Origin of the sequence: Lysobacter sp. KIS68-7 (genome assembly GCF_021284745.1) — a bacterium.
Lineage (GTDB): Bacteria > Pseudomonadota > Gammaproteobacteria > Xanthomonadales > Xanthomonadaceae > Noviluteimonas.
The window spans coordinates 2,056,176-2,077,366 of the sequence record NZ_CP089925.1; the positions used below are offsets into that span (position 1 = coordinate 2,056,176).

24 protein-coding genes and 1 pseudogene are annotated in these 21,191 nt (G+C 65.8%); 11 read left to right on the forward strand and 14 right to left on the reverse strand.

The annotated features are described in order from the left end of the window. Nucleotides 1-17 precede the first annotated feature (17 nt). The 3 genes from LVB87_RS09990 (at nt 18) to LVB87_RS10000 (ending at nt 2,844) form a co-directional block, all read left to right on the forward strand. Nucleotides 18-350, forward strand: a complete 333-nt coding sequence (locus LVB87_RS09990; protein ID WP_232897828.1) for a hypothetical protein — start codon at nt 18-20, stop codon at nt 348-350. Beyond that, nucleotides 347-556 (forward strand): twin transmembrane helix small protein, encoded by a 210-nt coding sequence (locus LVB87_RS09995; RefSeq protein WP_232897829.1) that lies wholly within the window; start codon nt 347-349, stop codon nt 554-556. Before LVB87_RS09990 ends, LVB87_RS09995 begins: the two co-directional genes overlap by 4 nt. 104 nt (nt 557-660) lie before the next feature. Next, nucleotides 661-2,844 carry an EAL domain-containing protein gene (locus LVB87_RS10000; protein WP_232897830.1) on the forward strand — a complete coding sequence of 728 codons (2,184 nt, stop codon included), beginning with the start codon at nt 661-663 and terminating at the stop codon, nt 2,842-2,844. Nucleotides 2,845-3,092: 248 nt separating this feature from the next. On the opposite strand, the gene rnr is transcribed toward LVB87_RS10000, so the two are convergent. Beyond that, entirely contained in the window at nt 3,093-5,525 is a 2,433-nt protein-coding gene (rnr, locus tag LVB87_RS10005; protein ID WP_232897831.1) for a ribonuclease R, read from the reverse strand. A 120-nt stretch (nt 5,526-5,645) separates the two neighbouring features. On the opposite strand from rnr, the gene LVB87_RS10010 reads away from it, so the two are divergent. Beyond that, on the forward strand, nt 5,646-6,695 hold the full coding sequence (locus tag LVB87_RS10010) for a LacI family DNA-binding transcriptional regulator (protein WP_232897832.1): 1,050 nt from the start codon (nt 5,646-5,648) through the stop codon (nt 6,693-6,695). A gap of 3 nt (nt 6,696-6,698) precedes the next feature. On the opposite strand, the gene LVB87_RS10015 is transcribed toward LVB87_RS10010, so the two are convergent. After that, complete coding sequence (locus tag LVB87_RS10015) at nt 6,699-7,508, reverse strand: AraC family transcriptional regulator (RefSeq protein WP_232897833.1); 810 nt, start codon at nt 7,506-7,508, stop codon at nt 6,699-6,701. Between the two features lie 95 nt (nt 7,509-7,603). Between LVB87_RS10015 and LVB87_RS10020 the strand changes: the two genes are divergently transcribed. Continuing rightward, the gene (locus tag LVB87_RS10020) at nt 7,604-7,789 is read left to right on the forward strand and encodes a hypothetical protein (RefSeq protein WP_232897834.1); all 186 of its coding nucleotides are present in this window, start codon (nt 7,604-7,606) and stop codon (nt 7,787-7,789) included. A 134-nt stretch (nt 7,790-7,923) separates the two neighbouring features. Here the strand turns inward: LVB87_RS10020 and LVB87_RS10025 are convergent, their stop codons facing one another. The 5 genes from LVB87_RS10025 to LVB87_RS10045 all read right to left on the reverse strand — a co-directional run bounded on the left by LVB87_RS10025 (nt 7,924) and on the right by LVB87_RS10045 (nt 10,084). Beyond that, entirely contained in the window at nt 7,924-8,337 is a 414-nt protein-coding gene (locus LVB87_RS10025; RefSeq protein ID WP_232897835.1) for a hypothetical protein, read from the reverse strand. Nucleotides 8,338-8,339: 2 nt separating this feature from the next. Further along, complete coding sequence (locus tag LVB87_RS10030; protein ID WP_232897836.1) at nt 8,340-8,702, reverse strand: hypothetical protein; 363 nt, start codon at nt 8,700-8,702, stop codon at nt 8,340-8,342. A 73-nt stretch (nt 8,703-8,775) separates the two neighbouring features. Continuing rightward, complete coding sequence (locus LVB87_RS10035) at nt 8,776-9,264, reverse strand: hypothetical protein (protein ID WP_232897837.1); 489 nt, start codon at nt 9,262-9,264, stop codon at nt 8,776-8,778. Beyond that, nucleotides 9,255-9,713 (reverse strand): isoprenylcysteine carboxylmethyltransferase family protein, encoded by a 459-nt coding sequence (locus tag LVB87_RS10040; protein WP_232897838.1) that lies wholly within the window; start codon nt 9,711-9,713, stop codon nt 9,255-9,257. The genes LVB87_RS10035 and LVB87_RS10040 overlap by 10 nt, the downstream gene beginning before the upstream one ends. After that, nucleotides 9,710-10,084 (reverse strand): hypothetical protein, encoded by a 375-nt coding sequence (locus LVB87_RS10045; RefSeq protein ID WP_232897839.1) that lies wholly within the window; start codon nt 10,082-10,084, stop codon nt 9,710-9,712. Before LVB87_RS10045 ends, LVB87_RS10040 begins: the two co-directional genes overlap by 4 nt. 251 nt (nt 10,085-10,335) lie before the next feature. Here LVB87_RS10045 and LVB87_RS10050 point away from each other — a divergent pair. From LVB87_RS10050 to LVB87_RS10075, 6 genes and pseudogenes are all read left to right on the forward strand, one after another. After that, nucleotides 10,336-10,686 (forward strand): annotated as a pseudogene (locus LVB87_RS10050) (DUF1801 domain-containing protein); the annotation flags it as partial. Between the two features lie 117 nt (nt 10,687-10,803). Continuing rightward, on the forward strand, nt 10,804-11,124 hold the full coding sequence (locus LVB87_RS10055; protein WP_232900533.1) for a DUF1801 domain-containing protein: 321 nt from the start codon (nt 10,804-10,806) through the stop codon (nt 11,122-11,124). Nucleotides 11,125-11,198: 74 nt separating this feature from the next. Next, nucleotides 11,199-11,942: a 23S rRNA (guanosine(2251)-2'-O)-methyltransferase RlmB gene (gene rlmB / locus LVB87_RS10060; RefSeq protein WP_232897840.1), complete on the forward strand. Its 744-nt coding sequence runs from the start codon at nt 11,199-11,201 to the stop codon at nt 11,940-11,942. Next, nucleotides 11,939-12,196, forward strand: coding sequence for a hypothetical protein (locus LVB87_RS10065; protein ID WP_232897841.1), 258 nt, complete (start codon nt 11,939-11,941; stop codon nt 12,194-12,196). The genes rlmB and LVB87_RS10065 overlap by 4 nt, the downstream gene beginning before the upstream one ends. Before the next feature lie 2 nt (nt 12,197-12,198). Further along, complete coding sequence (locus tag LVB87_RS10070; protein WP_232897842.1) at nt 12,199-12,477, forward strand: hypothetical protein; 279 nt, start codon at nt 12,199-12,201, stop codon at nt 12,475-12,477. 104 nt (nt 12,478-12,581) lie between these two features. Beyond that, nucleotides 12,582-14,345, forward strand: a complete 1,764-nt coding sequence (locus tag LVB87_RS10075) for a tetratricopeptide repeat protein (RefSeq protein ID WP_232897843.1) — start codon at nt 12,582-12,584, stop codon at nt 14,343-14,345. Here LVB87_RS10075 and rnt read toward each other — a convergent pair. The 7 genes from rnt to LVB87_RS10110 form a co-directional block, all read right to left on the reverse strand. After that, a complete protein-coding gene (gene rnt / locus LVB87_RS10080; protein WP_232900534.1) occupies nt 14,320-14,931 on the reverse strand; it encodes a ribonuclease T in 612 nt (203 codons plus the stop codon). The two genes, LVB87_RS10075 and rnt, sit on opposite strands and share 26 nt — an antisense overlap. 178 nt (nt 14,932-15,109) lie before the next feature. After that, on the reverse strand, nt 15,110-15,808 hold the full coding sequence (phoU, locus tag LVB87_RS10085) for a phosphate signaling complex protein PhoU (protein ID WP_232897844.1): 699 nt from the start codon (nt 15,806-15,808) through the stop codon (nt 15,110-15,112). Next, nucleotides 15,805-16,623, reverse strand: a complete 819-nt coding sequence (gene pstB / locus LVB87_RS10090) for a phosphate ABC transporter ATP-binding protein PstB (protein WP_232897845.1) — start codon at nt 16,621-16,623, stop codon at nt 15,805-15,807. Before pstB ends, phoU begins: the two co-directional genes overlap by 4 nt. 34 nt (nt 16,624-16,657) lie before the next feature. After that, nucleotides 16,658-17,530, reverse strand: a complete 873-nt coding sequence (gene pstA / locus LVB87_RS10095; RefSeq protein WP_232897846.1) for a phosphate ABC transporter permease PstA — start codon at nt 17,528-17,530, stop codon at nt 16,658-16,660. Beyond that, nucleotides 17,530-18,504, reverse strand: a complete 975-nt coding sequence (gene pstC, locus LVB87_RS10100) for a phosphate ABC transporter permease subunit PstC (RefSeq protein WP_232897847.1) — start codon at nt 18,502-18,504, stop codon at nt 17,530-17,532. Before pstC ends, pstA begins: the two co-directional genes overlap by 1 nt. A gap of 134 nt (nt 18,505-18,638) precedes the next feature. After that, nucleotides 18,639-19,646 carry a phosphate ABC transporter substrate-binding protein PstS gene (pstS, locus tag LVB87_RS10105; protein WP_232900535.1) on the reverse strand — a complete coding sequence of 336 codons (1,008 nt, stop codon included), beginning with the start codon at nt 19,644-19,646 and terminating at the stop codon, nt 18,639-18,641. 230 nt (nt 19,647-19,876) lie between these two features. After that, on the reverse strand, nt 19,877-21,151 hold the full coding sequence (locus LVB87_RS10110) for a porin (RefSeq protein ID WP_232897848.1): 1,275 nt from the start codon (nt 21,149-21,151) through the stop codon (nt 19,877-19,879). Between the last annotated feature and the right edge of the window lie 40 nt (nt 21,152-21,191).

Here is a 21,191-nt window from a genome sequence, read left to right on the forward strand (position 1 = left end):
CTGCCTAAGCTGCCGCCATGCATCCGGAAGTCCAACGCAACCTCGCGCTGATCCTGTTCCTCCCCTGGTACCTGATCCTCGGCGCGCTCTACTGGATCTACCCCCGCACCCCGCGCACGCCCAGGCGCCGCGCGTTCGACGCAGCGGCGCTCGCACTGTCGGTCCTCGCGTCCGCGCTCGGCATGTACTGGAGCATGTTCAACGCCAGCCTGCAGTACGGCCACATGTGGCAGCAGGTGCTCGCAACGTCTGTCTGTTACGGCATGTTCCTCGCCGTCATGACCCTGGCATGGATCGCGCGCCACGCCTGGTTCACCGGTCCCCGCGCGCGCAAGGCACTCGTGCAATGAAGACCCTGATCATCGTCGGCTTCCTCGGGCTGATCCTCTACAACCTGGGCGCAGGCCTGTATTACATGCTGGTCGACGAATCGACGAGCAAGCGGACGGTCAATGCGTTGACCAAGCGCATCACGCTGTCGGTGGTGTTGATCCTCGGTGTCGCGCTCGCGGCGTATACGGGGCTGATCCAGTTCCACGGCATCAATCCGGGCTGAGGTTTCATACGGCCGCTACCCACGTTCACGGGGTGCATCGCGCCGTGCATTGACACTCCGCCTCCTTCTTGATTCATTGCATCCCGAAGCAGGGATGAAGTGGCATGCGCAAGGGAGCGTCACGGTCGCGGTTCGCGCGGTCGTGGGTCATCGTGGTGTTGTCCGCGATCGTGGCGATCGGTGCCTGGCACCTGCCACGCGGCGTGCGTGCGTCCAGCCAGGACGCCGCGCCCGCCGCGCACGTCGTCCACTTCGCCGCCGACCAGGACTATCCGCCCTTCAGCCGCCGCGACGCCGACGGCAATGCCACCGGCTACGACGTCGAACTCTTCCGCGCGGTCGCCGAGCACGCGCACCTGCAGCCCGACATTCAGTTGCGCAACTGGACGGAGGCCGTCGACGACGTGAAGCAAGGCAGGGCGGACGTCGTGCCCATGCTCGTCACCGAACAGCGCCGCCGCCAGACGCTTTTCAGCGAGCCTTATCTCCACTTCTACCACCTCGTCTTCGGCGCGCGCGGCGGGCGTTACATCGCCACCCTCGACGAACTCGACGGCAAGCGCGTGGCCGTGCAACGCGCCGGCCTGGCCTGGGACGAACTGCGCCACCGCCCCGGCGTGCGCCTGGTGGAAGTGGACAACGAACCGAAGGCGTTGCTCGCCGTCGCCGAACACCGCGCCGACTACGCCTTGGTCCCGAGCTACATCGGCTACGAAGCGCTGCGCCGCTACCGCATCGGCGACATCGTGGCCCTGAGCCCCGCGTTCTTCGACACCGAGTACGCCTTCGCGATCAACCCGCAGCGGCCCGATCTCGTTGCGACCATCAACCAGGGCCTGCGCGAAGCGACCAGCAGCGGCGAAGCCGGCCGCCTGTACGTCCAGTGGCTCGCCAACCTCACGCCGCCGGAGGAGACCTTCCGCGCGGGGATGCTGCGCGCCGCCTGGGTGATCGTGCCCTTGCTCGCGCTGGCGGTGATCCTGCTCGTGGCGGGCAATCGCGCGCGCAACCGTGCAGGCAGCGCCGAACGCCGCGCCAAGCACCTGCAACGCCACGACCCGGTGACGCAACTGCCCAACCGCGCGAGCTTCCGCCGCACGCTGGCGGACCTGATCGCCACGCACAAACCCTTTGCCGTGATCCGCATCGACTTGCTCGAACTCGGCGCGGTGGAAGCCATCGCCGGCCACGCCTTCGTCGACGAACTGATGCGCGGAATTGCTGCGCGCTTGCAGGCGCAACACCCCATCGTCGCAAAGGTGCACGATCGCGGCTTCATGGTGGCTGCGCGCGATGCACACGACGCGGAGAGTGCGCAACGCGTGATGGACGAGGTGCTCGCCACGGTGGGCGCGCGCATCGAAATCAGTGGGCTGCCGATCGAACAAGTGGCCTGCGCGGGTGCCGCGTTGTATCCCGCGCATGGCAACACCGCCGAACAACTGATGCGCGCCGCGGGGCTGGCGAGTGAAGCCTGTGCCGTGCGGCCTGGCAATGGCGTGGTCTACCACGACGCGCTGGCGCCGGACCCGCGCAGGCTGACGCAACTGACCGAACTGCGGACCGCCATCCGCGAACGCACGCTGGGCTACCTCGTGCAGCCCAAGCTCGACATCGCGCGCAATCGCATCTGTGGCGCGGAGCTGCTGGTGCGCTGGCACCACCCGAAGCATGGCGACGTGCCGCCGGGCGACTTCATTCCGCTGGCCGAACGCACCGGCGTGATCGGGGAGATGACGCTGTATCTCGTCGAATGCGCCGTGGCGCATCTGAAGGAGTGGCGGGCGCAGGGGCTGGACTTGACGCTCTCGGTGAACGTCTCCGCGAACGACTTCAGCGACACGATGTTGGTGGATCGCATCGTGCAGCTCGCGGCCGACGTGCCTGGCGCGCTGATGCTGGAAGTGACGGAGACCGCGGTGATGCGCGACCCCGACAAGGCTTTCGCCGCGGTGGATCGGCTGCGGGCGGGTGGAGTGAAGATCTCGCTGGACGACTTCGGGACGGGGAATGCGTCGCTGACTTACCTGCGCAGGCTGGCGCCGGAAGAGGTGAAGATCGATCGGAGCTTTATCAGCGGGGTGATGGCGTCAGAGGCGGATCGGGCGATTGTGCGGAGCACGATCCAGCTGGCGCATGGGGTCAACGCAGTCGTGACAGCGGAAGGCGTGGAAGATGGGGCGACCCTTTTGTGGTTGGGGGAGGCTGGATGCGATCTCGCCCAAGGGCATGGGATCGGGAGGCCGATGGGGGTGGGCAACTTTCTCGCGGCAATAGGTCGAATCTGATCGACCTCTCGCGCATGGGCGCCGTTCCTATTTTCGTGTTGACCGAAGCCACGGTGCCGAAGATGTGAGGCATCGTCCCGCTTGCCCCAACGTACAAGTGCTTTCCCCATCAATCCGCGCAAACTCACCTCACCGACCAACCTTCTTCCTCGAACGAAGACTCTCGTTGGGTGTGCCATGAACCGAGGGGGAAGGAAGGTCGGGCTTCGTCGCTCCGCACGAGCGACGAAGCTTGCGGGGCGCAGCGGCTAGTACGCCTGCTTCACTTTCTTCGCCGGCGTCCCACGCGCCGGCGGCGGCTTGATCCCACGCTCCTCCACCAAGCGGAAATCAATCTTCCGATCCTCCACGCTCGCCTTGAGCACGATGATCTCCGCGCGATCGCCCAGGCGGAACTCGCGCCCCATGCGCTCACCCTTCAGCGTCTTCCGCACCGGGTCGAAGTGGTAGTAGTCGTTCGGCAGCTGCGTCACATGCACCAGGCCGTTGACCTTCGAGTCGTCGAGTTCGATGAACAAGCCGAAGCTCGTCACGCCGCTGATCGTGCCGGCGAACTGCCCGCCCACATGCTGCTCCATCCAAGCAGCGCGGTAACGCTCGTCCACTTCGCGTTCGGCTTCATCCGCGCGACGCTCGCGCGCGGAGCATTGCAAGGTCAGTGCGGCCATCTCGTGGTCGCTGTAGCGGAAGTTCGTCGCGGTGCCGCCCTGCAAGCCATGCTTGATCGCACGATGCAGCAGCAGGTCGGGGTAGCGGCGGATCGGTGAGGTGAAGTGCCCGTAGGCCTCCAGCGCCAGGCCGAAGTGGCCGAGGTTCTCGTGCGCATACACGGCCAGCGATTGGCTGCGCAGCAGCACCGATTCCAGCAACGTCGCATCGGGCCGTTCGCGGATCTTCTTGATCAGCGCGGTGAAGTCACGCGGCTCCACCTTCGCCCACGGCGGCATCTTGAGCTTGAACTCCTTCAGGAATTCCAGCAGGTCGGCGTACTTCTGCTCCGGCGGTTTGTCGTGCACGCGGAAGGGGGCGGGGATGCGCTTCTTCAGCACGTACTTCGCGGCTTCCACGTTCGCCGCGATCATGCATTCCTCGATCAGCATGTGCGCGTCGTTGCGCTGGAGCATGCCGGCCTGCGTGACTTCACCTTGCGGGCCGAGCACGAAGCGCACTTCGGAGGATTCGAATTCGATCGCGCCCCGCTTGGCGCGGGCGCGCTTGAGGATCTGGAAGAGCTGGTGCAGGCGCTCGATCTGCGGCATCAGGGTGCCGATCACCTGCAAGGCTTCTTCGCGATGCTCCGGCAGTGCGTCGTCGCCTACGGCGTTCCACACCTGCGTATAGGTCAGGCGCGCGTGCGAGTTCATCACGGCTTCGTAGAACTTCGAACGGGTGACGACGCCATCGCGGTCGACGAGCATGTCGCACACGAAGCACAGGCGATCGACCTTCGGGTTCAGCGAGCAGATGCCGTTGGACAGCGTCTCCGGCAGCATCGGGACGACGAAACCGGGGAAATACACGGACGTTGCGCGCAGTTGCGCTTCGTCATCCAGCGGGTGTTCGGGTTTGACGTAATGCGAGACGTCGGCGATCGCGACGACGAGGCGGAAGCCATCGCGCGTGGGCTCGCAGTAGACGGCGTCGTCGAAGTCCTTGGCGTCCTCGCCGTCGATGGTGACGAGCGGCACCTGGCGCAGGTCCACGCGGCCTTCGATCATCGCGGGCTCGACGACGAGCGGGACGGACGTCGCTTCGTCCAGCACGGCCTGCGGGAATTCGTGCGGCAGCTCGTGCGCATGGATGGCCGCTTCGACGGCGAGCGAGGCCGTGAGCTTGTCGCCCAGCACCGCAAGCACCTTGCCGATCGGCGGACGCGTGTTGTCGGGCGCGTGCACGAGTTCGGTGACGACGAGCTGCCCCGGCTTCGCATCGGCCGACTCACCGGTCGGAATGAGCACATTGCGCTGGATGCGGCGATCGTCGGGGACGACGTAACCGATGCCGGCTTCGACGGTGTAACGACCGATCAGGCGATTGAGGCGACGCTCCAGCACTTCGACGATCGCGCCCTGGCGGCGCCCGCGATTGTCCATGCCGGTGACGCAGGCGAGCACGCGGTCGCCGTGCATCACCTTGCGCATCTCAAAGGGCGGCAGGAACAGATCGTCGCCGCCGACGCCCGCCTCGGGACGCAGGAACCCGAAGCCATCGGGATTGGCGATCACCGAACCCGGGATGAGGTCCATGCGTTCGGCGGGCGCGTAGCCACCCTTGCGGTTCTGCAGCAGCTGGCCGTCGCGCACCATCGCACCCAGGCGTTTGCTGAGCGCGTCGAAGCGATCGGGTTCGGTCAGCGCCAGCTTCTGCGCCAGGGCATCGGCGTCCATCGGGCCTGCATTGGCCTCGAGGATGCGCAGCAACATCTCGCGGCTGGCGATCGGTTGTTCGTAGCGTTGGGCTTCGCGCGCGGCGTGCGGGTCGCGGTGCGGCGCGCTGGTGCGGACGGGTTTTGCGGCGGCTTGGTGGGTGGGCGTGCCGCGGAAATGCGCGGGCGATTCGGGCAACCAGCCGGGCCGTTTGGCGGCCTTGTGCTTGGGCCCGCCCTTGGGAGCGGTGCCGCTGCCTGCCGATTTGGGGGATTTGGATCCGGGTTTGCCGCGATTGCTGGGGTGCTTGGCCATGGCGGGCATGGTACCGGGAGTTGGTGAATGGGCCCCGTCAACGGCCCTCCGATCTATTTTGGGTGGGGAGCCGCCACCGCCGGTCACTCTTCAATACACTTGCCGGGGTTGGGGGAGAGCATGCGGAAGAAGACCAAGGCCACATCCGTCGACATCGCATACCGCGCGGGCGTCTCGCAGGCGACCGTGTCGCGCGTGCTCCGCGGCAGCCCGTTGGTGAACATCGAGACGCGCAAGCGCGTGGAAGCCGTCGCGCGCGAGCTCAACTACAAGGTCGACCGCCACGCCTCCAGCCTGCGCACGCAACGCGCGGGCTGCATCGCGCTGCTGCTGTTCGAAGACCCGACGCCCGACGAGTCCCACATCAATCCGTTCTTCCTGTCGATGCTGGGCAGCATCACGCGCGCCTGCGCGAAGCAAGGGCAGGACCTGCTGGTGTCGTTCCAGCAACTGAGCGACGACTGGCACGCCGACTACGAGAACAGCATGAAGGCCGACGGCCTGATCCTGTTGGGCTACGGCGATTACCTGCTGTACCAGAGCACGCTGGATCGCCTGGTCGACCAGGGCACGCACTTCGTGCGCTGGGGCGCGGTGCTGCCGGGGCAGCCGTTCGTGTCGATCGGGTGCGACAACTTCCATGGCGGGCAGCTCGTGGGCGAGCATCTGTATTCCGTCGGGCGTCGCCAGGTAGCGTTCCTTGGCGGTGCGTCGACCAGCTGTCCGGAGTTCTTCGCCCGTTATCGCGGGTGTGGCGTGGCGCTGCATGACCTGGGCGTCACGATGGATCCCGCGTTGCAGGTCGATGCGGAGAGTTCGGAAGAAGACGGCTACGCAGCGGCGCAGACGCTGCTCGCGCGTGGCTTGCCGTTCGATGCGATCTTCGCGGCGAGCGACCTGATTGCGATCGGCGCGATGCGTGCATTGGCGGAGCATCGGTTGCGTGTGCCGGACGATGTCTCGGTGGTGGGCTTCGACGACATCCCGACGGCACGCTTCGCGAACCCGCCGCTCACCACCGTCTACCAGAACACGCAGCGTGCGGGCGAGATGCTGGTGGAGTCGCTGCTGCGGCAGATCCGGGACGAGAAGGTGGAAAGCCAGATGATTCCGGCGAGTTTGATCGTGCGGAAGTCGAGTGGGGAAGTGGTCGAAGCGGTAGAGGAATAGCGGTCAGTTTCTCCCGACCGGTTCCTCCGGGACCAGCATCGTCGGCGCCAGACCGAACACGCGGCGGCACGTGCGTGTCAGGTGCGCCGCATCGGAGAAGCCCGCTTCATGCGCCGCTTCGGTCCAGGAGCGCCCATGGAAAGCGGCCTGCACGGCCTGGTCCACGCGCGCCCAGAGCAGCCATGCACGCAAGGACGTACCTGTCTGCGCAACAAACAAGTGACGGAAGCGCCCGGGTGACAGATGCACCGCGGCCGCGACTTCCTCCAGCCGGATCGGCGACGACAACCGCGCGCGCATCCACGCCAGCGCCGCGGTGATGCGCGGATCGTCGCTCGGCGCCATCGCGGGATTGCCCGCGATGCGGCACACGGCGCCTTGCGCGTATTGCGCGAGCAAATCGTCCGGCGCGCCCTCGTCGTACTGTTTGTGCAGATGTTGCACGGCTGCGTGCGCTTCTTCCTGCGGAAGGATCGCGACATCGAAGCCCGCGAACCGATCCCGCAATGCCGCGCCTTGCGACGAATTGGGTTCGACGAACAAGGTGGCGACGGACGCGCCGCAGCCGTCGAAGCTGTGGTGCCGATCGGGCATGACGACCACGCCACGTGCCTCGCGCGCTTCCGGCCAGCCTGCGCCGCGAATTCGGAAAGCGCCGTCCATGGCGAGCGAGATCTGGATCGCGTGGTGGGCGTGCTCCTGCACCGGGCCCAGGAAGCGGCCGATCCACACACCGCCGCCCGGCCAACCGATCACGCGCCCCACGCCCGCGACGGGGCGCTTGAGGACCACGGGGGCGGCGGCGGTGGCCATCGAGTCAGCCCTTTCGTTCAAGAGTGCCGGGGCGGGGGTTCGCAGAATACGCCTCAAGCCGATCCGGCCCATGCCCAAGACCAAGGAGTTCCCCCATGAACACCCAGATGAAGAACGCCTGCACCTGCACCGACTGCATCGGCGCCGCGTGCACCTGCGGTTGCCAGACGCCGGCGGCCGTGAAGTCGACCTGTCAGTGCGGTTGCCAGGCGGGACAGCCGTGCCAGTGCGGGCCGAAGGTGGCGGAAGCGCCGCGCCGCGCGATGACGGCGAATGCGTGATGAGGTGATGGACCAGGGCGCGAGTGGGCAGGGAAGGAGTCCTTGCCCCGCGCCGCAGGGCGGCGTGTCGTACCTGGCGTTGATGGTGACGGTCGGGTCGACGACGATTCCCGTCGCGATGATTCCGGTTCTGCCTAGCTCCCGCCCTGACAAAACGCCAGGTACGGCTTGAGGACGTCGGAGTGCTTCAGATCGTCGGGTGCCAACGCAAGCAACTGCTGCAACGCCCGCAATGCCTGGTCTCGAAGATTTGCCAGATCCTGTTCGCCTGCGTAGACGACTTGGTCGGCGTCACGGAATTCGATCGACCCCTCGCGCGGAGATCTTGAGTGAACGATCACCGTGAAGTCTCCCTCGTACAAGGAGACTTCACGAGGCCCACGCGTCGAGGTACTCGCATCGATTGCGTGGATCAATTCGCACAGGATCGCCAGCGCGAAGTCGTTCCAATGGGCAGTCGGAAAGGGGCCGTCGGCCTCGAACCAAATCTCTGCGGTCGGCTCGCCAGCTGAGCGAAAGCTGGGCGTTCCGAATCGGATACGGACCATGCTCAGCAGGCCGTTGCGTCCACAAGGACGCCTGTCTTGAAGATGATCCCAAACGAGCAGGTGTATTTCCCCTTGGCATCCTTCAGGCAGACCAGACCGCCCGCCTGTTTCATCGTCATCTCATCGCTGCACGCATCGCGCGTCGCCGGGCCGGGCAGGCGCTTGAACATGTCTGCGGCCGCGTCGCCTTCGAGGAAGAAGACCATGCGGTCCTTGGCTTCGGTGGGCGCCGGATCGATGAGGGTCTTGGACGCGAGCGAGTAGCTGCCGTGCAAGGGCTTGTACCCATTGGCGTCCTGGGCGGCCAAGGCGCTTGCAGAGGCAATGCAAAGCAGGGCGGCGACCACGAAATTTGTGTACTTCATGTTTCGACCTCGATGACGGGAATATTCAGAACGTAGTGATTCCGGTCGATCCAGACGTTGTTGCGTTCGAGGCTTAGAAACCAGGAAGCGATCTCGTCTCGTCGTAGGTCTCCTGGTTCCAAGGCCGCGAGGCAGTACACCCGGGAAGCGTACTGACGCCGACTTCCCCCGGCTTGTCCGCGACCACCAGGATGTTGTCTCCGGGCACGAGGCGACTTTGCTCTGCGAACGTCACGAAGCGCTCGGAGTTGGGGTCGTTGTATGCACCACCGGTGATCAACGACGTCACGATGGTGGGATCGCCCTTGATGCGCCGGTCCACCCGGAAGTTATATCGCACCTTGAACCACGTGCCCTCCTTTGCGTCCGCGGGCAGGTCCAGCGTGGCCTTGGTGATCGTCGCAATGAAGATCGCTTGCGCGGCTGCGACCTGAGGCTCGAGGGGTGTCTCGATGCAGATGGCTGAGGCCGTCGTAGGCATGGCAGTCACCGCCAGCGCAAGCATGACGGCGCATTCGACGCGTCGTGTGGTCCGCATGTCCTTCCCCGTGGTCAGATCCATCTCCGCACGCGCGAACGATACACCGCATAGGCCTCGCCGAACTTCGCCGACAGCACGCGCTCTTCCGCCTTGATCTGCAACACCGTCAGATAAGCCACGAGCATCGGTACGGCGACCCACGCGAGCGCGTTGTCCAACCACATGCACCAACCCGCGAGCGACAGGCATTGGCCGACGTACATCGGATTGCGTGAGTGGCGGAACACGCCCGTGGTGACTAGTTGCGTCGCTTGGTCAGGGCGTAGCGGATTGACCGTGGTGCCTGCGCGGTCGAACGTGCGCTTGGCGACGATCGCGAGGGCGATGCCGGCGAGCGTGATCAGCACGGCGAGCGTGCGATGCAGCGGGACGTGCAACGCCAGGCCGGGGGCGAGCAGGGAAAGCAGCCACGCGACGACGCCCGCCAACACCATCGCGATCGGGGGTGGAATGGGCGCGCCGCGAGTCACTTGCCGCGCTCCGCCAACCAAGCCACCGCATCCGCGTGATTCTCGAACCGTCCCACAACGAAGTTCGGTACGGGCGTTTCAGGCGAGGCAGAAGGCAGTCCCTGCAACTCCTGGCTGTTGACGAACGCCATGTACGACCCTTGCAACACAGGCTGCGCGAGGAGTTTCTGCATCAGTTGCTCTTCGTTGACGTCGACGTCGGTGCCCGGCCAGGCGTTCGAGAAATCCAGGAGGATCCGATGGAGCGCATGTTCCGTGAGCAACTGGCAGATGACATCCAGCGCGTCCATCCGGTCCTTGAAACTCACCGGGCCGTAGAACGCCACGTCCACGCGATGCTCCGCGAGATTCGCGCTGATCGAAGTCTTCAACGGCAGCCTCCATGGCATGGCGAACCGGGCGAAATGTAACACCGCCACTTGAGGCACAATCGGCCGCTCTTACGTCCCCGTCGGAGCCCCCCGCGATGGCCAGCAAGACGTCGAGCAAGACCGCGAAGGTTGTGAAGAAGGCCGCGGCAAAGAAGGCAGCCGCCAAGAAGCCCGCAGCAAAGAAGGCCGTCACCAAGGCCCCCAAGCTCGTCGTCAAGAAAGCCTCCGCCCCCGCCTCCGACGCCCCGCGCCTGATCGACCAGCGCATCAAGGACCTCGTGGGCTGGCGCGGCGACACCCTGGCGCGCATGCGTGCGCTCATCCACGAAGCCGATCCCGCGATCACCGAGGAGTGGAAGTGGGGCGTGCCCGTGTGGTCGCACGACGGCATCGTGTGCACCGGCGAGGCGTACCAGAAGGCGGTGAAGCTCACCTTCGCCAAGGGCGCGAGCGTTCCGGATCCGACGGGGCTGTTCAATTCCAGCCTGACGGGCGGCACGCGTCGCGCGATCGACATCGGTGAAGGCGCGAAGATCGACGCGCGCGCGTTCAAGGCGTTGATCAAAGCCGCGGTGGCGACGAACGCTGGCAAGTCGAAGCAGGCGACGAAGGCGGCACCCGCCAAGCCTGCGGCGAAGAGCGTGCGGCTGCTCTCCGGCGGTAACCCGCAGGTCTCGAAGGCCGATGGCGACGCGCCCGTGCAGGAATACATCTCGGCGATGCCCGGTTGGAAGCAGGACATCGGCGCACGCCTGGATTCGTTGATCGCGCGCAATGCGCCGAAGGCGCGCAAGGCAGTGAAGTGGAATTCGCCGTTCTACGGCATTGAAGGGCAGGGGTGGTTCCTGTCCTTCCACGTGTTCAACCGCTTCGTGAAGGTGACGTTCTTCAACGGTGCATCGCTCAAGCCCATGCCGCCGGGCTTTACCGCCAAGAGCAAAGAGACGCGGTGGGTCGACGTGTTCGAGGATGGGTTCGACGAGAAGCAGATGGCGACGTGGGTGAAGCAGGCCGCGAAACTGCCGGGATGGATGCCGTAGCTGTGTAACCGCTCGCTGACCCACCAGCCGCTTCGCATGGCCCGCGCCCCCGGTTCGGGCACAATGCCGCCCCTATGAACAAGCAATCGCAATGGATCGCCGGCATCAACGCCGTCGCTTCCGCCGTCGAGCACGACGCCGAGAACGTCCGTGAGGTCCTGCTCGAAGCCGGCGCCAAGAACCCCCGCATCGGCGAGATCGAAACCCAGGCCCGACGGGCCGGCATCGAGGTCCGCCGCGTGGCGCAGAACGCGCTCGACGGCGTCGCCGGCGGCCTGCGCCACCAGGGCGCCGTGGCCCGCTATGCGGCCGCGAAGACCTGGGGCGAAGACGAACTCGAGGGGCTGGTCGCCGCGGCCGAAGGCAAGGCCCTCGTCCTGGTGCTCGACGGTGTGCAGGACCCCCACAACCTCGGCGCCTGCCTGCGCAGTGCCGCGGCCGCTGCGGTCACGGCGGTCGTGATCCCGAAGGACAAAGCCGTGCAGGTCAACGCCACCGTGCGCAAGACATCCGCCGGCGCAGCCGACAGCATCCCGGTCGTGCGCGTCACCAACCTCGCGCGCTGCCTGCGCGACCTGCAGCAGCAGGGCGTGTGGATCTACGGCCTGGCCGGCGACGCGGAGGCCTCGCTGTACAAGCTCGACCTCAAGGGCAACGTCGCGCTCGTGCTCGGCGGCGAAGCCGACGGTCTGCGCCGCCTCACGCGCGAACACTGCGACCAGCTCGTGCGCATCCCGATGCCGGGTGAGTTCGAAAGCCTCAACGTGTCGGTCGCGACCGGCGTGGCGCTGTTCGAAGCGGTGAGGCAGCGGCAATGACGTTCGCCTGGTACGACGTCGTCGGGTTCACCGGCACGTTGATGATCCTGGGCGCGTTCGCGGGGCAGCAGATGGGGAAGCTGCGTGGCGATGGCGTGCCGTACCAGTTGCTCAATCTCTTCGGCGCCGCGGGCGTGCTCGTGTCGTTGTTCGGCACGTTCAACGTGTCGGTGTTCGTGCTGGAGAGTGCGTGGGTGTTGGTGAGTGCGTATGGGTTGTGGCGAGGGCGCAAGCGTCGAGCGGACGCGGCCTGACCGTGCTGCTGGGTCTTGCAGCCATCGCACTCCTTTTTGTCGGCGTTGTGTCGTCGCTGTTCCTGCGCGAAGAGGTCATCCTGTGCCTCAAGCGCACCGGGCACTATGCCGAGTTCGTGGACTGGGGCGTCTACCTTCCGACGGACCGACTCCCCTTCCAGGTGATGTTGCGGATGCGAGGGCGCGTGCATGGCGCCGACTGGTGGTTGATCGTCGCTTACTTCACCTCTTCGTTGATCGTGTGCGCCGCCATGCTCGCGATCCCGTTCCTGGTTCGATGAACTCAGGCGGGTCGTCGGGGCGCGAGGCCTTCAATCGCTGACTTGGCCGCTTCGGCCCCTCCGGGACGTCTGCCCTCGGAAGGGGACACCAGAAGGCGGGACCCGTGTCCATTGTCTCGGAGCTCAAGCGTCGCAACGTGGTGCGCGTCGCCCTGCTGTACGGCGTCGTGGCCTGGGTCATCCTGCAGGTGGCCGAGGTGCTCTTCGGTGTGCTCGCGCTGCCCGCGTGGACCAGCAAGTTCGTCTTCGGTTTGCTCGTACTGGGCTTCCCCCTGGCGTTGATCTTTTCCTGGGTCTACGAGCTGACCCCTGAAGGACTGAAGCGCGAGCACGAAGTCGATCGCAACGCGTCGATCACTCGCGAAACCGGCCGCAAGATCAATTACCTGATCGGTGCGCTGGCGGCGATCGCCATCGTGATGATGATCGGGCAGCGCTTCGCTCCGCGTACAACGCCCATCGCGGCCGCCACGCAAGCAAGTGCGCGGCCCACGCAGCCGACTGTGCAGGCAGCCGCCAAGTCCATCGCGGTGCTTCCGTTCGTCGACATGAGCGCGGCCAAGGACCAGGAATATTTCGCCGATGGCCTGTCGGAAGAGTTGCTCAACTTGCTGGCCAAGGTGCCCGAACTGCGCGTGGCCGCGCGCACGTCGGCCTTCAAGTTCAAGGGCGAGCGAGTCGACCTGCAGGACGTGGCGAAGCAGCTCAACGTCGCCCACGTGCTCGAAGGCAGCGTGCGCAGGTCCGGTAACAAAGTGCGCATCACCGCGCAGTTGATCAAGGCGTCGGATGGCTACCACGTCTGGTCGCAGACCTACGACCGCACGTTCGACGACATCTTCGCCGTGCAGGACGACATCGCAGGCGAGGTGGTCAAGGCGCTGAAGGTCAGTCTGCTCGGCACGACCTCCGCGACGCGTTCCAGGCCGGTGGATCCGGAGGCCTACAATCTCGTGCTGCAGGGGCGCTTCTTCCTCCAGCGTCGGGGCAAGGAGGACATCGCGAAGGCAGTCGATTACTTCCAGCGCGCAACCGAGCGCGATCCCGGTTACGCCCCGGCCTGGTCGGGCCTGTCGCAGGCCTACGCGCGGCAAGCCGACTCCGGTTTCGTGCCGACTGCGGGCGGATTCGAGCGCGCGCGCGAAGCCGCGGAAAAAGCGTTGGCGCTCGACCCACGGCTCGCCGACGCGCACGTGGCGATGGGCGAGGTCCAACTTTCGTTCGACTGGGACTGGACAGCCGCAGATGCCAGTCTTCGCAGGGCGCTGGATCTCGAGCCCGGCAACTCGGAAGCCCTCAGGCGGCTCAGCGGCGTGGCGGCCACCGCCGGACGCTGGAACGAAGCGATCGACTTGGCGAACAAGGCCATCGAACGCGATCCGCTGCGGCCGAATTCCTGGAACAACCTCGGCCTCACATTGCTGGCTGTCAACCGCGACACGGAGGCAGAGACCGCGTTTCGCAAGGCGATGGACATCGATCCTGATGGCGCCGCGCGGCACCAGTCGCTCGCGCAAGCCTTGCTCCTGCAGGGCAAGACCGAAGCCGCCCTGCAGGAAGTGCAGCTGGAAAAGAACGACATCTGGCGTCTCTACGGTCTGGCGCTGACGAATGCACGCGGCCGGCGCAGCGAGTCGGACGCGGCGTTGAAGGCGCTCGAGGCCCAGTACGCCGGCGAGGCGGCCTATCAGATCGCAAGCGCGCATGCCTACCGCGGCGACGCAGATCTGGCCTTTGCGTGGCTCGATCGCGCCTACGACCAGCGCGACCCAGGCGCCACGGAGATCAAGGGCGACCGATTCATGCGCGGCATCATCGGCGATCCGCGCTACAAGGCGTTCCTCAGGAAGTTGAAGCTGCCGGACTGAAGCCGATTCCCCATTGGTTCGCGACCTTGCAGAACAACTCCGCCGTCTTCTCGGCGTCATACACCGCTGAGTGCGCTTCTTCGCCGTTCCACGCGATCCCCGCTGCCGCCAACGCGCGCCCCAGCACCGTTTGCCCGTACGCCACGCCCCCCAACGTCACCGTGTCGAACACGCTGAAGGGATGGAACGGATTGCGTTTGTGCTGCGTGCGCGCCACGGCCGCGTTGAGGAAGTTCAGATCGAAGTGCGCGTTGTGTCCGACGAGGATCGCGCGCTGGCAACCATGCTTGCGCACCGCTGCACGCACGGCGGCGAACACATGGTCGAGTCCTTCCTTCTCCTGCTTCGCAAAGCGGAACGGATGGTCGAGTCGGATCCCCGTGATCTCCAGCGACTTCGGATCGATCTCCAGCCCAGGCGCGGGTTCGAAATGCGCGCTCGCCACTTCACCAGGCACGTAGCGGCCGTAGGCGTCGAGGTCGATCGGCACCACCGCCATTTCAAGCAGCGCGTGCTTCTGGAACTCGAAGCCGCCGGTTTCCACGTCGACGACGACCGGCAGGTAGCCGCGGAAACGCTCGGCCATGCGGCGGAACGGCGGGGCGGCGGTGTCGGGGGAGGACGACTGCAGGGGATCGGTTTCCGTCATCGCGCAAGCCTAGCAGCGCGGGGGTGATCGAGGCAGCCCGCGATCGGGCAAAAGAAAAGGGACCGGAAGCAGCTTCCGGTCTGCTTCCGGTCCCCGGTGCCACCCTTGGGAGGGGTCAGGCGCTGTTGGTGGCGTCGCGCTTTTCGCGCGGGGGCAGGGCGTCTTCGCCGTGCACCAGGAACCACACGTTCTCTGCGATGTTGGTGGCGTGGTCGCCGATGCGCTCGAGGTTCTTCGCCATGAACAGCAAATGCGTGCAGGGCGTGATCGCGCGCGCGTCTTCCATCATGTAGGTCAGCAGTTCGCGGAACAGGCCGGTGTAGAGCGTGTCCAGTTCGGCGTCGCGGGCGCGTACGCGCTGCGCGGCTTCGGCGTCGTTGTCGCGATAGGCGACGAGCACGTCGCGCACTTGCTGCAAGGCCAGGCGACCCACCGCGCCCAGGCCGCGCGTGTGCGGCAGCGGCGGGGAGAGGTTGAGCGCCATCGAGCGCTTGGCCACGTTCGCGGCGTAGTCGCCGATGCGTTCGATGTCGGCCGCGACCTTCGTCGCCGCGAAGATCACGCGCAGGTCGCGCGCGAGCGGGCCGCGCAGGGCCAGGCGCATGACGTCGTGGTCGATCGAACGCTCGATCGCGTCGATCGCTTCGTCGTTGGCGACGATGCGTTCGGCCGCGCGGTCGTCGCGCCGCTCCACCACGTCGAGCGCGGCTTCCAGCTGCGCGGCGGCCATGGTGCCCATGCGCAGGATGTCGTCGAGCAGGCGGCGCTGTTCGTCGTCGTAGCTCTTTACGATGTGTTCGTGCATGGTGCTCATCCGAATCTACCGGTGATGTAATCCTCGGTCTGCTGCTTCGAGGGGTTGGAGAAGATGGTTTCCGTCGTGCCGTGCTCGACCAGGTCGCCCAGGTACATGAAGGCGGTGTAGTCGGAGACGCGCGCGGCCTGTTGCATGTTGTGGGTCACGATCAGGATCGTGTAGCGCTGCTTGAGTTCTTCCACCAGCTGTTCGATGCGCGAGGTGGAGATCGGGTCGAGCGCGGAGGTCGGTTCGTCGAGCAGCAGCACGTCCGGGCGCAGCGCCACGGCGCGCGCGATGCACAGGCGTTGCTGCTGGCCGCCGGACAGGCCCAGCGCGCTCTGCTTCAGCTTGTCCTTCACCTCGTCCCACAACGCGGCATGGCGCAGCGCTTCTTCGACGCGCGCATCCATGTCCGCCTTCGACAGGCGCTCGTGGTGGCGAATGCCGTAGGCCACGTTCTCGTGGATGGTCATCGGGAACGGCACGGGCTTCTGGAACACCATGCCGACGCGGCTGCGCAGGCGGTTGAGCGGGTACTTCGGATCCAGCACGTTCTCGCCGTCCAGCAGCACCTGGCCCGTCGCGAATTGCTTCGGATAGAGCATGTAGATGCGGTTGAACACGCGCAGCAGCGTGGACTTGCCGCAACCGGACGGTCCGATCAGCGCGGTCACGCGCTTTTCGGGGATGTCCAGGTGGATGTTCCGCACGGCGTGGAACTTGTCGTAATGGAAGTCCAGGCCCTTCGCCGACAGCTTGATCGGCGAGGACATCACCGGGCTGCCGTCGCGGTTCGGCGTTGCAATGGAGGGGCGGACAGCGTCGTTCATGGAGTCGATCCGATCCAGGCGGGTCATGGTCACGTCAGTCATGGGAGATGCGGGAACGGGACACGATGGCGCGTGCCGCAAGCGAAACGAGGAGGACGAACACGGTGAGCACGAACGCACCGGCCCACGCGAGCGTGTGCCAACTATCGAACGGGCTCATCGCGTACTGGAAGATCACGACCGGAACGTTCGCCATCGGCTGGTTCAGGTCGGTGGTCCAGTACTGGTTGTTGAGGGCGGTGAACAGCAGCGGCGCGGTTTCGCCGGAGATGCGGGCCAGCGCGAGCAGGATGCCGGTGACGATGCCCGGCAGCGACGCGCGGTAGAGCACCTGCACCGTCACCTTCCATTGCGGCACGCCGAGCGAGAGCGCGGCTTCGCGCATCTGCGCGGGGACGAGGCGCAGCATTTCATCCGTCGTGCGCACCACCACCGGCAACACGATGAAGCCCAGCGCGATCGCACCGGCGAGCGCGGAGAAGTGCCCCATCGGCGCCACCACGAGCGTGTAGACGAACAGGCCCAGCACGATCGACGGCGCCGACAGCAGGATGTCGTTGACGAACCGGATCGTCTCGCCCAGGCGTGCGGTGAAACGCGTGCGTGCGAATTCGGCCAGGTAGGTGCCGGCGAGCACGCCGATCGGCGCACCGAACAGAATGCCCAGCAAACTCATCGCGATGCTGCCGAAGATCGCGTTGAGCAGGCCGCCTTCCTCGCCCGGCGGCGGGGTCATCTCCGTGAACAGCGAGATGTCGAGCGCGTTGAGGCCGTTGGTCAGCGTGGTCCACACGATCCAGATGAGCCAGAACACACCGAAGAGGGTGGCGAAGGTGGCGAGCACCTGCGCGGCGATGTTCTTCGCGCGGCGCGCGCGGTACAGCGTGTCGGCGGAGAGCGTGTACATCAGTTGCCCTCCTTCTTCGACAGTTGGCGCAGCATCAGGCGGGCGATGGTCAGCACGGTGAAGGTCACGAGGAAGAGGACGAAGCCGAGTGCGATGAGGGAGCTGCGATACATCTCCGAATCGGCTTCGGCGAATTCATTGGCGATGGTCGCGGCGATCGAGTTGCCCGGCATCAGCAGCGAGGTGGTGAGTTCGTGCGCGTTGCCCAGCACGAAGGTGACCGCCATCGTTTCGCCGAGCGCGCGGCCCAGGCCCAGGAAGATGCCGCCGATCACCGCCGAGCGCGTGTAGGGCAGCACCACGTCCCACACCACTTCCCAGCGCGTGGAGCCGAGTGCGTACGCCGATTCCTTCAGGCGGCCCGGCACGGTGAGGAACACCTCGCGCATCACCGAGGCGATGAAGGGGATGACCATGATCGCAAGCACCAGGCCCGCGGTGCCCATGCCCAGGCCCATCGGCGGGCCGGCGAAGAACTGGCCGACGAGCGGCCACTGGCCCATGTGTTCGTCGACCCAGGGATACACGTGTTCGGAGAGCACGGGGACGAGCACGAACAGGCCCCACATGCCGTAGATGATCGACGGGATGCCGGCGAGCAGTTCGATCGCGGCACCCACCGGCCCGCGCAACCACTTCGGCGCGATCTCGGTGAGGAACATCGCGATGCCGAAGCTCACCGGTACGGCGATGAGCATGGCGAGGAAGGCGGTGACCACCGTGCCGTAGATCGGCACGAGCGCGCCGAAGACCTGGTTGACCGGGTCCCACGCGTCGGTCCAGAGGAATTTCAGCCCGAAGGTCTGGAAGGCCAGGCGGCCGCCCCAGAGCATCGAGAACGCAGCGGCGATCAGCGACACCAGAACGAACACGCCGGCGGTCCCGACGATCCAGGCGAAGCGGCGGTCGTTGCGGACGTCGCGCGCGGCGCGATCGTCATGGGCGGAGGCAGTGGGCAGGGCGATGGAATTCATGCGCGTTAGCGTGTGGCAGTTCCGTGACACCCGGATTACAGCCGGGAGGGATTACGGTTTCGGCCCGCGCCGGGCAAAAAGAACGCGGGCCGAAGCCCGCGTTCCCGTCACCAGACCGTGGGAGGGGGTTCCGGTCAGTACTTCAGGTTCTGCGACCAATACGCTTCGATCTGCTTCACCAGCGCGTCGGGCAGCGGCACGTAGTCGAGGTCCGTCGCGGCCTTGTCGCCGTTCGCGTACGCCCAGTCGAAGAATTCCTTGGCGTTCTTGGCGCCCGCGGCGTTCTTCGGCTGCTTGTACATCAGGATGAAATTGGTGGCGGTGATCGGCCAGGCCTGCGCGCCCGGGGCGTTCGTCATCACCAGGTAGAAGTCCTTCGCGTTCGCCCAGTCGGCGCTGTCGGCGGCGGCCTGGAAGCTGTCGTTGCTCGGCACGATGAAGTTGCCGGCCGAGTTCTTCATGCGCGAGTAGGTCATCTTGTTCTGCAGCGCGTACGACATTTCGACGTAGCCGATGCCGCCGTTGATCTGCTTCACGTACGCGGCGACGCCTTCGTTGCCCTTGCCGCCGATGCCGGTCGGCCACTTCACGGCCGTGCCTTCGCCGACCTTCGCCTTCCACTCCGGGCTCACCTTGGACAGGTAGTTGACGAAGTTGAAGGTGGTGCCCGAACCGTCGGAGCGGTGCACGATCGTGATCTTCTTCGCCGGCAGCTGCAGGCCGCCATTGAGTTCGACGATGCGCGGGTCGTTCCACATCGTGACCTTGCCGAGGAAGATGTCGGCCAGCAGCGGGCCGTCAAGCTTCAGCGCACCGGCCTGGATGCCGGGGACGTTGACGACCGGCACGACGCCGCCGATCACCGACGGGAACTGCGCGAGGCCGAACTTGGCGAGTTCTTCCGGCTTCATCGGGGCGTCGGACGAACCGAAGTCCACCGTGCCGGCCTTGATCTGGGCGATGCCGCCGCCCGAGCCGATCGACTGGTAGTTGACCTTCTTGTTGGAGGCCTTCGCGTAGTCGGACGACCACTTGGACATGATCGGATAGACGAACGAAGCGCCGGCACCCGTGACGTCGGCGGCGTTGGCGGCGGAGGCGAAACCGCCGGCGACGACGAGGGCCAGCGAGAGGGCGGTGATGCGGATCGGAGCGAAGCGGGACACGGGATGTCTCCTGGAGGTTTATTGCTTGATAGAAGCGGGACACGGGCTCTGTCGCCCGGATGTCGGCATTCCATAACGATTGGATGACAGCCCGATGTTTCGTGGATGACAGGCGTGTGACACAGCAGGGGCGCGTTACAAAAGGAAAGGGCGCGGCTTTCGCCGCGCCCCTTCCTGGACCCCTGATCGTCGGTCCGAACGTGTGCTTACCAGTAGAACTGGAAGCGGGCTTCCAGGATGTCCGGCTTGTCGTTCACGATGCGGTTGAAGGCAACGTTGTTGTTGGCCGGGTCGTTCGCGTAGGTCGCGCTGGTGGTGCCGATGAACTTCGAGCTGTCCACGATCACGTAGTTCAGCATGAACTTGAAGTTCGAGCGCCAGTACCAGTTGACGCCCAAGGTCCAGGAGTCCATTTCGCCGCCGAGCGCACCGACCACGCGGGGCGGGGACGTCGGCGTGGCGCCCGGGACGATCTCGCCGTCGTTCAGGTCGATCGTGTCGTAGCGCAGGCCCACCTGCCACATGCCGCCGGCCGGGTTGTTCGGCAGCGGGGTGGTCGGCGTGCCGTTCTTGTAACCCCAGGTCTCGCCAGTGATGTTCCAGAGGCCCGAGATGTAGCCGGCCGAACCGGAGAAGTCACCCGCGGCCGAGTTGTAGCGCGAGGTGTCCGACTTCATGTACTCGCCCTGCAGCTTGAACGGACCGGTCACCCAGAACGATTCGAAGCCCAGCGTCGAGATGCGGTCGGTGTTGCGCAGGTTGCCGGTGTCGACGATGCGGTTCGACAGGTCGGCCAGCGGGCGGGCGCGCCACTGCACGGTGTCGCTGTCGGTGTCGTAGTCGTTGTACGACAGGCCGAGGTGCAGGATCGAGCCGGCGGTGTTGATCGGCGCCCAGTAACCGCGCACGCCCCAACCGTTGCCGTGCGGCGTCGGCGACGGGTGCTCGGTCAGCTCGCGCGTGAACCAGCTGCCGGCGATCGCCCAGTTGTTGTCGCCGTACTGGTACATCGCGCCCAGGCGGCGGGCGATGCCGAAGGTGTTGGTGACCGAGGCCTTCGCAACGAAGTCATTGTTCTTCGTCGACGACAGTTCTTCCAACGAGTTCAGCTGCTTGAACTGGCCGATCTGGAAGAAGTGGTTCGCGTTGCCCTGGATCTTGTATTTCGCGTTGAGGTCGAGCCACTTGTCGGCCTTCGCGTCGTAACCGGCCACCCACTCGATGTTGCCCGGGCCCTTGCCCTTGAGCACGAGTTCGGCGCGGCGCATTTCATAGTCGCCGTCGCCGCCGTCGGGGCCGTCGGAGCTGAGCTGGGCGAAGTCTTCGGAATACCAGTCCAGGTCGGCCTGGACGAGGCCTTCGAACGTCACTTCGGAATCGCCGATCACGTCGATGGCGACCTGCGCGTGGGCGGCAGGAGCGGCGAAGAAGCCGAGCGCGCCGAGCAGCGCGAGGGACAGGGTGCTGCGGGTCAGATTCATGGTATTGCCCTTCGGGCGGGTTGGGTGAGGACGCCGCGCA

Excerpts from the sequence above, each read along its gene's own strand:
- LVB87_RS10055 (WP_232900533.1), top strand. The coding sequence starts at position 10,804 with ATGCCCGGTTGGAAGCAGGACATCGGCGCACGCCTGGATTCGTTGATC.
- phoU (WP_232897844.1), bottom strand. The coding sequence starts at position 15,808 with ATGAGCACCATGCACGAACACATCGTAAAGAGCTACGACGACGAACAG.
- LVB87_RS09995 (WP_232897829.1), top strand. The coding sequence starts at position 347 with ATGAAGACCCTGATCATCGTCGGCTTCCTCGGGCTGATCCTCTACAAC.
- pstC (WP_232897847.1), bottom strand. The coding sequence starts at position 18,504 with ATGAATTCCATCGCCCTGCCCACTGCCTCCGCCCATGACGATCGCGCC.
- pstB (WP_232897845.1), bottom strand. The coding sequence starts at position 16,623 with ATGAACGACGCTGTCCGCCCCTCCATTGCAACGCCGAACCGCGACGGC.
- LVB87_RS10030 (WP_232897836.1), bottom strand. The coding sequence starts at position 8,702 with ATGAAGTACACAAATTTCGTGGTCGCCGCCCTGCTTTGCATTGCCTCT.
- rnt (WP_232900534.1), bottom strand. The coding sequence starts at position 14,931 with ATGGCCGAGCGTTTCCGCGGCTACCTGCCGGTCGTCGTCGACGTGGAA.
- rlmB (WP_232897840.1), top strand. The coding sequence starts at position 11,199 with ATGAACAAGCAATCGCAATGGATCGCCGGCATCAACGCCGTCGCTTCC.
- pstA (WP_232897846.1), bottom strand. The coding sequence starts at position 17,530 with ATGTACACGCTCTCCGCCGACACGCTGTACCGCGCGCGCCGCGCGAAG.
- LVB87_RS10020 (WP_232897834.1), top strand. The coding sequence starts at position 7,604 with ATGAACACCCAGATGAAGAACGCCTGCACCTGCACCGACTGCATCGGC.
- LVB87_RS10010 (WP_232897832.1), top strand. The coding sequence starts at position 5,646 with ATGCGGAAGAAGACCAAGGCCACATCCGTCGACATCGCATACCGCGCG.
- LVB87_RS10110 (WP_232897848.1), bottom strand. The coding sequence starts at position 21,151 with ATGAATCTGACCCGCAGCACCCTGTCCCTCGCGCTGCTCGGCGCGCTC.
- LVB87_RS09990 (WP_232897828.1), top strand. The coding sequence starts at position 18 with ATGCATCCGGAAGTCCAACGCAACCTCGCGCTGATCCTGTTCCTCCCC.
- LVB87_RS10025 (WP_232897835.1), bottom strand. The coding sequence starts at position 8,337 with ATGGTCCGTATCCGATTCGGAACGCCCAGCTTTCGCTCAGCTGGCGAG.
- rnr (WP_232897831.1), bottom strand. The coding sequence starts at position 5,525 with ATGGCCAAGCACCCCAGCAATCGCGGCAAACCCGGATCCAAATCCCCC.
- LVB87_RS10015 (WP_232897833.1), bottom strand. The coding sequence starts at position 7,508 with ATGGCCACCGCCGCCGCCCCCGTGGTCCTCAAGCGCCCCGTCGCGGGC.
- LVB87_RS10065 (WP_232897841.1), top strand. The coding sequence starts at position 11,939 with ATGACGTTCGCCTGGTACGACGTCGTCGGGTTCACCGGCACGTTGATG.
- LVB87_RS10000 (WP_232897830.1), top strand. The coding sequence starts at position 661 with ATGCGCAAGGGAGCGTCACGGTCGCGGTTCGCGCGGTCGTGGGTCATC.
- LVB87_RS10035 (WP_232897837.1), bottom strand. The coding sequence starts at position 9,264 with ATGGATCTGACCACGGGGAAGGACATGCGGACCACACGACGCGTCGAA.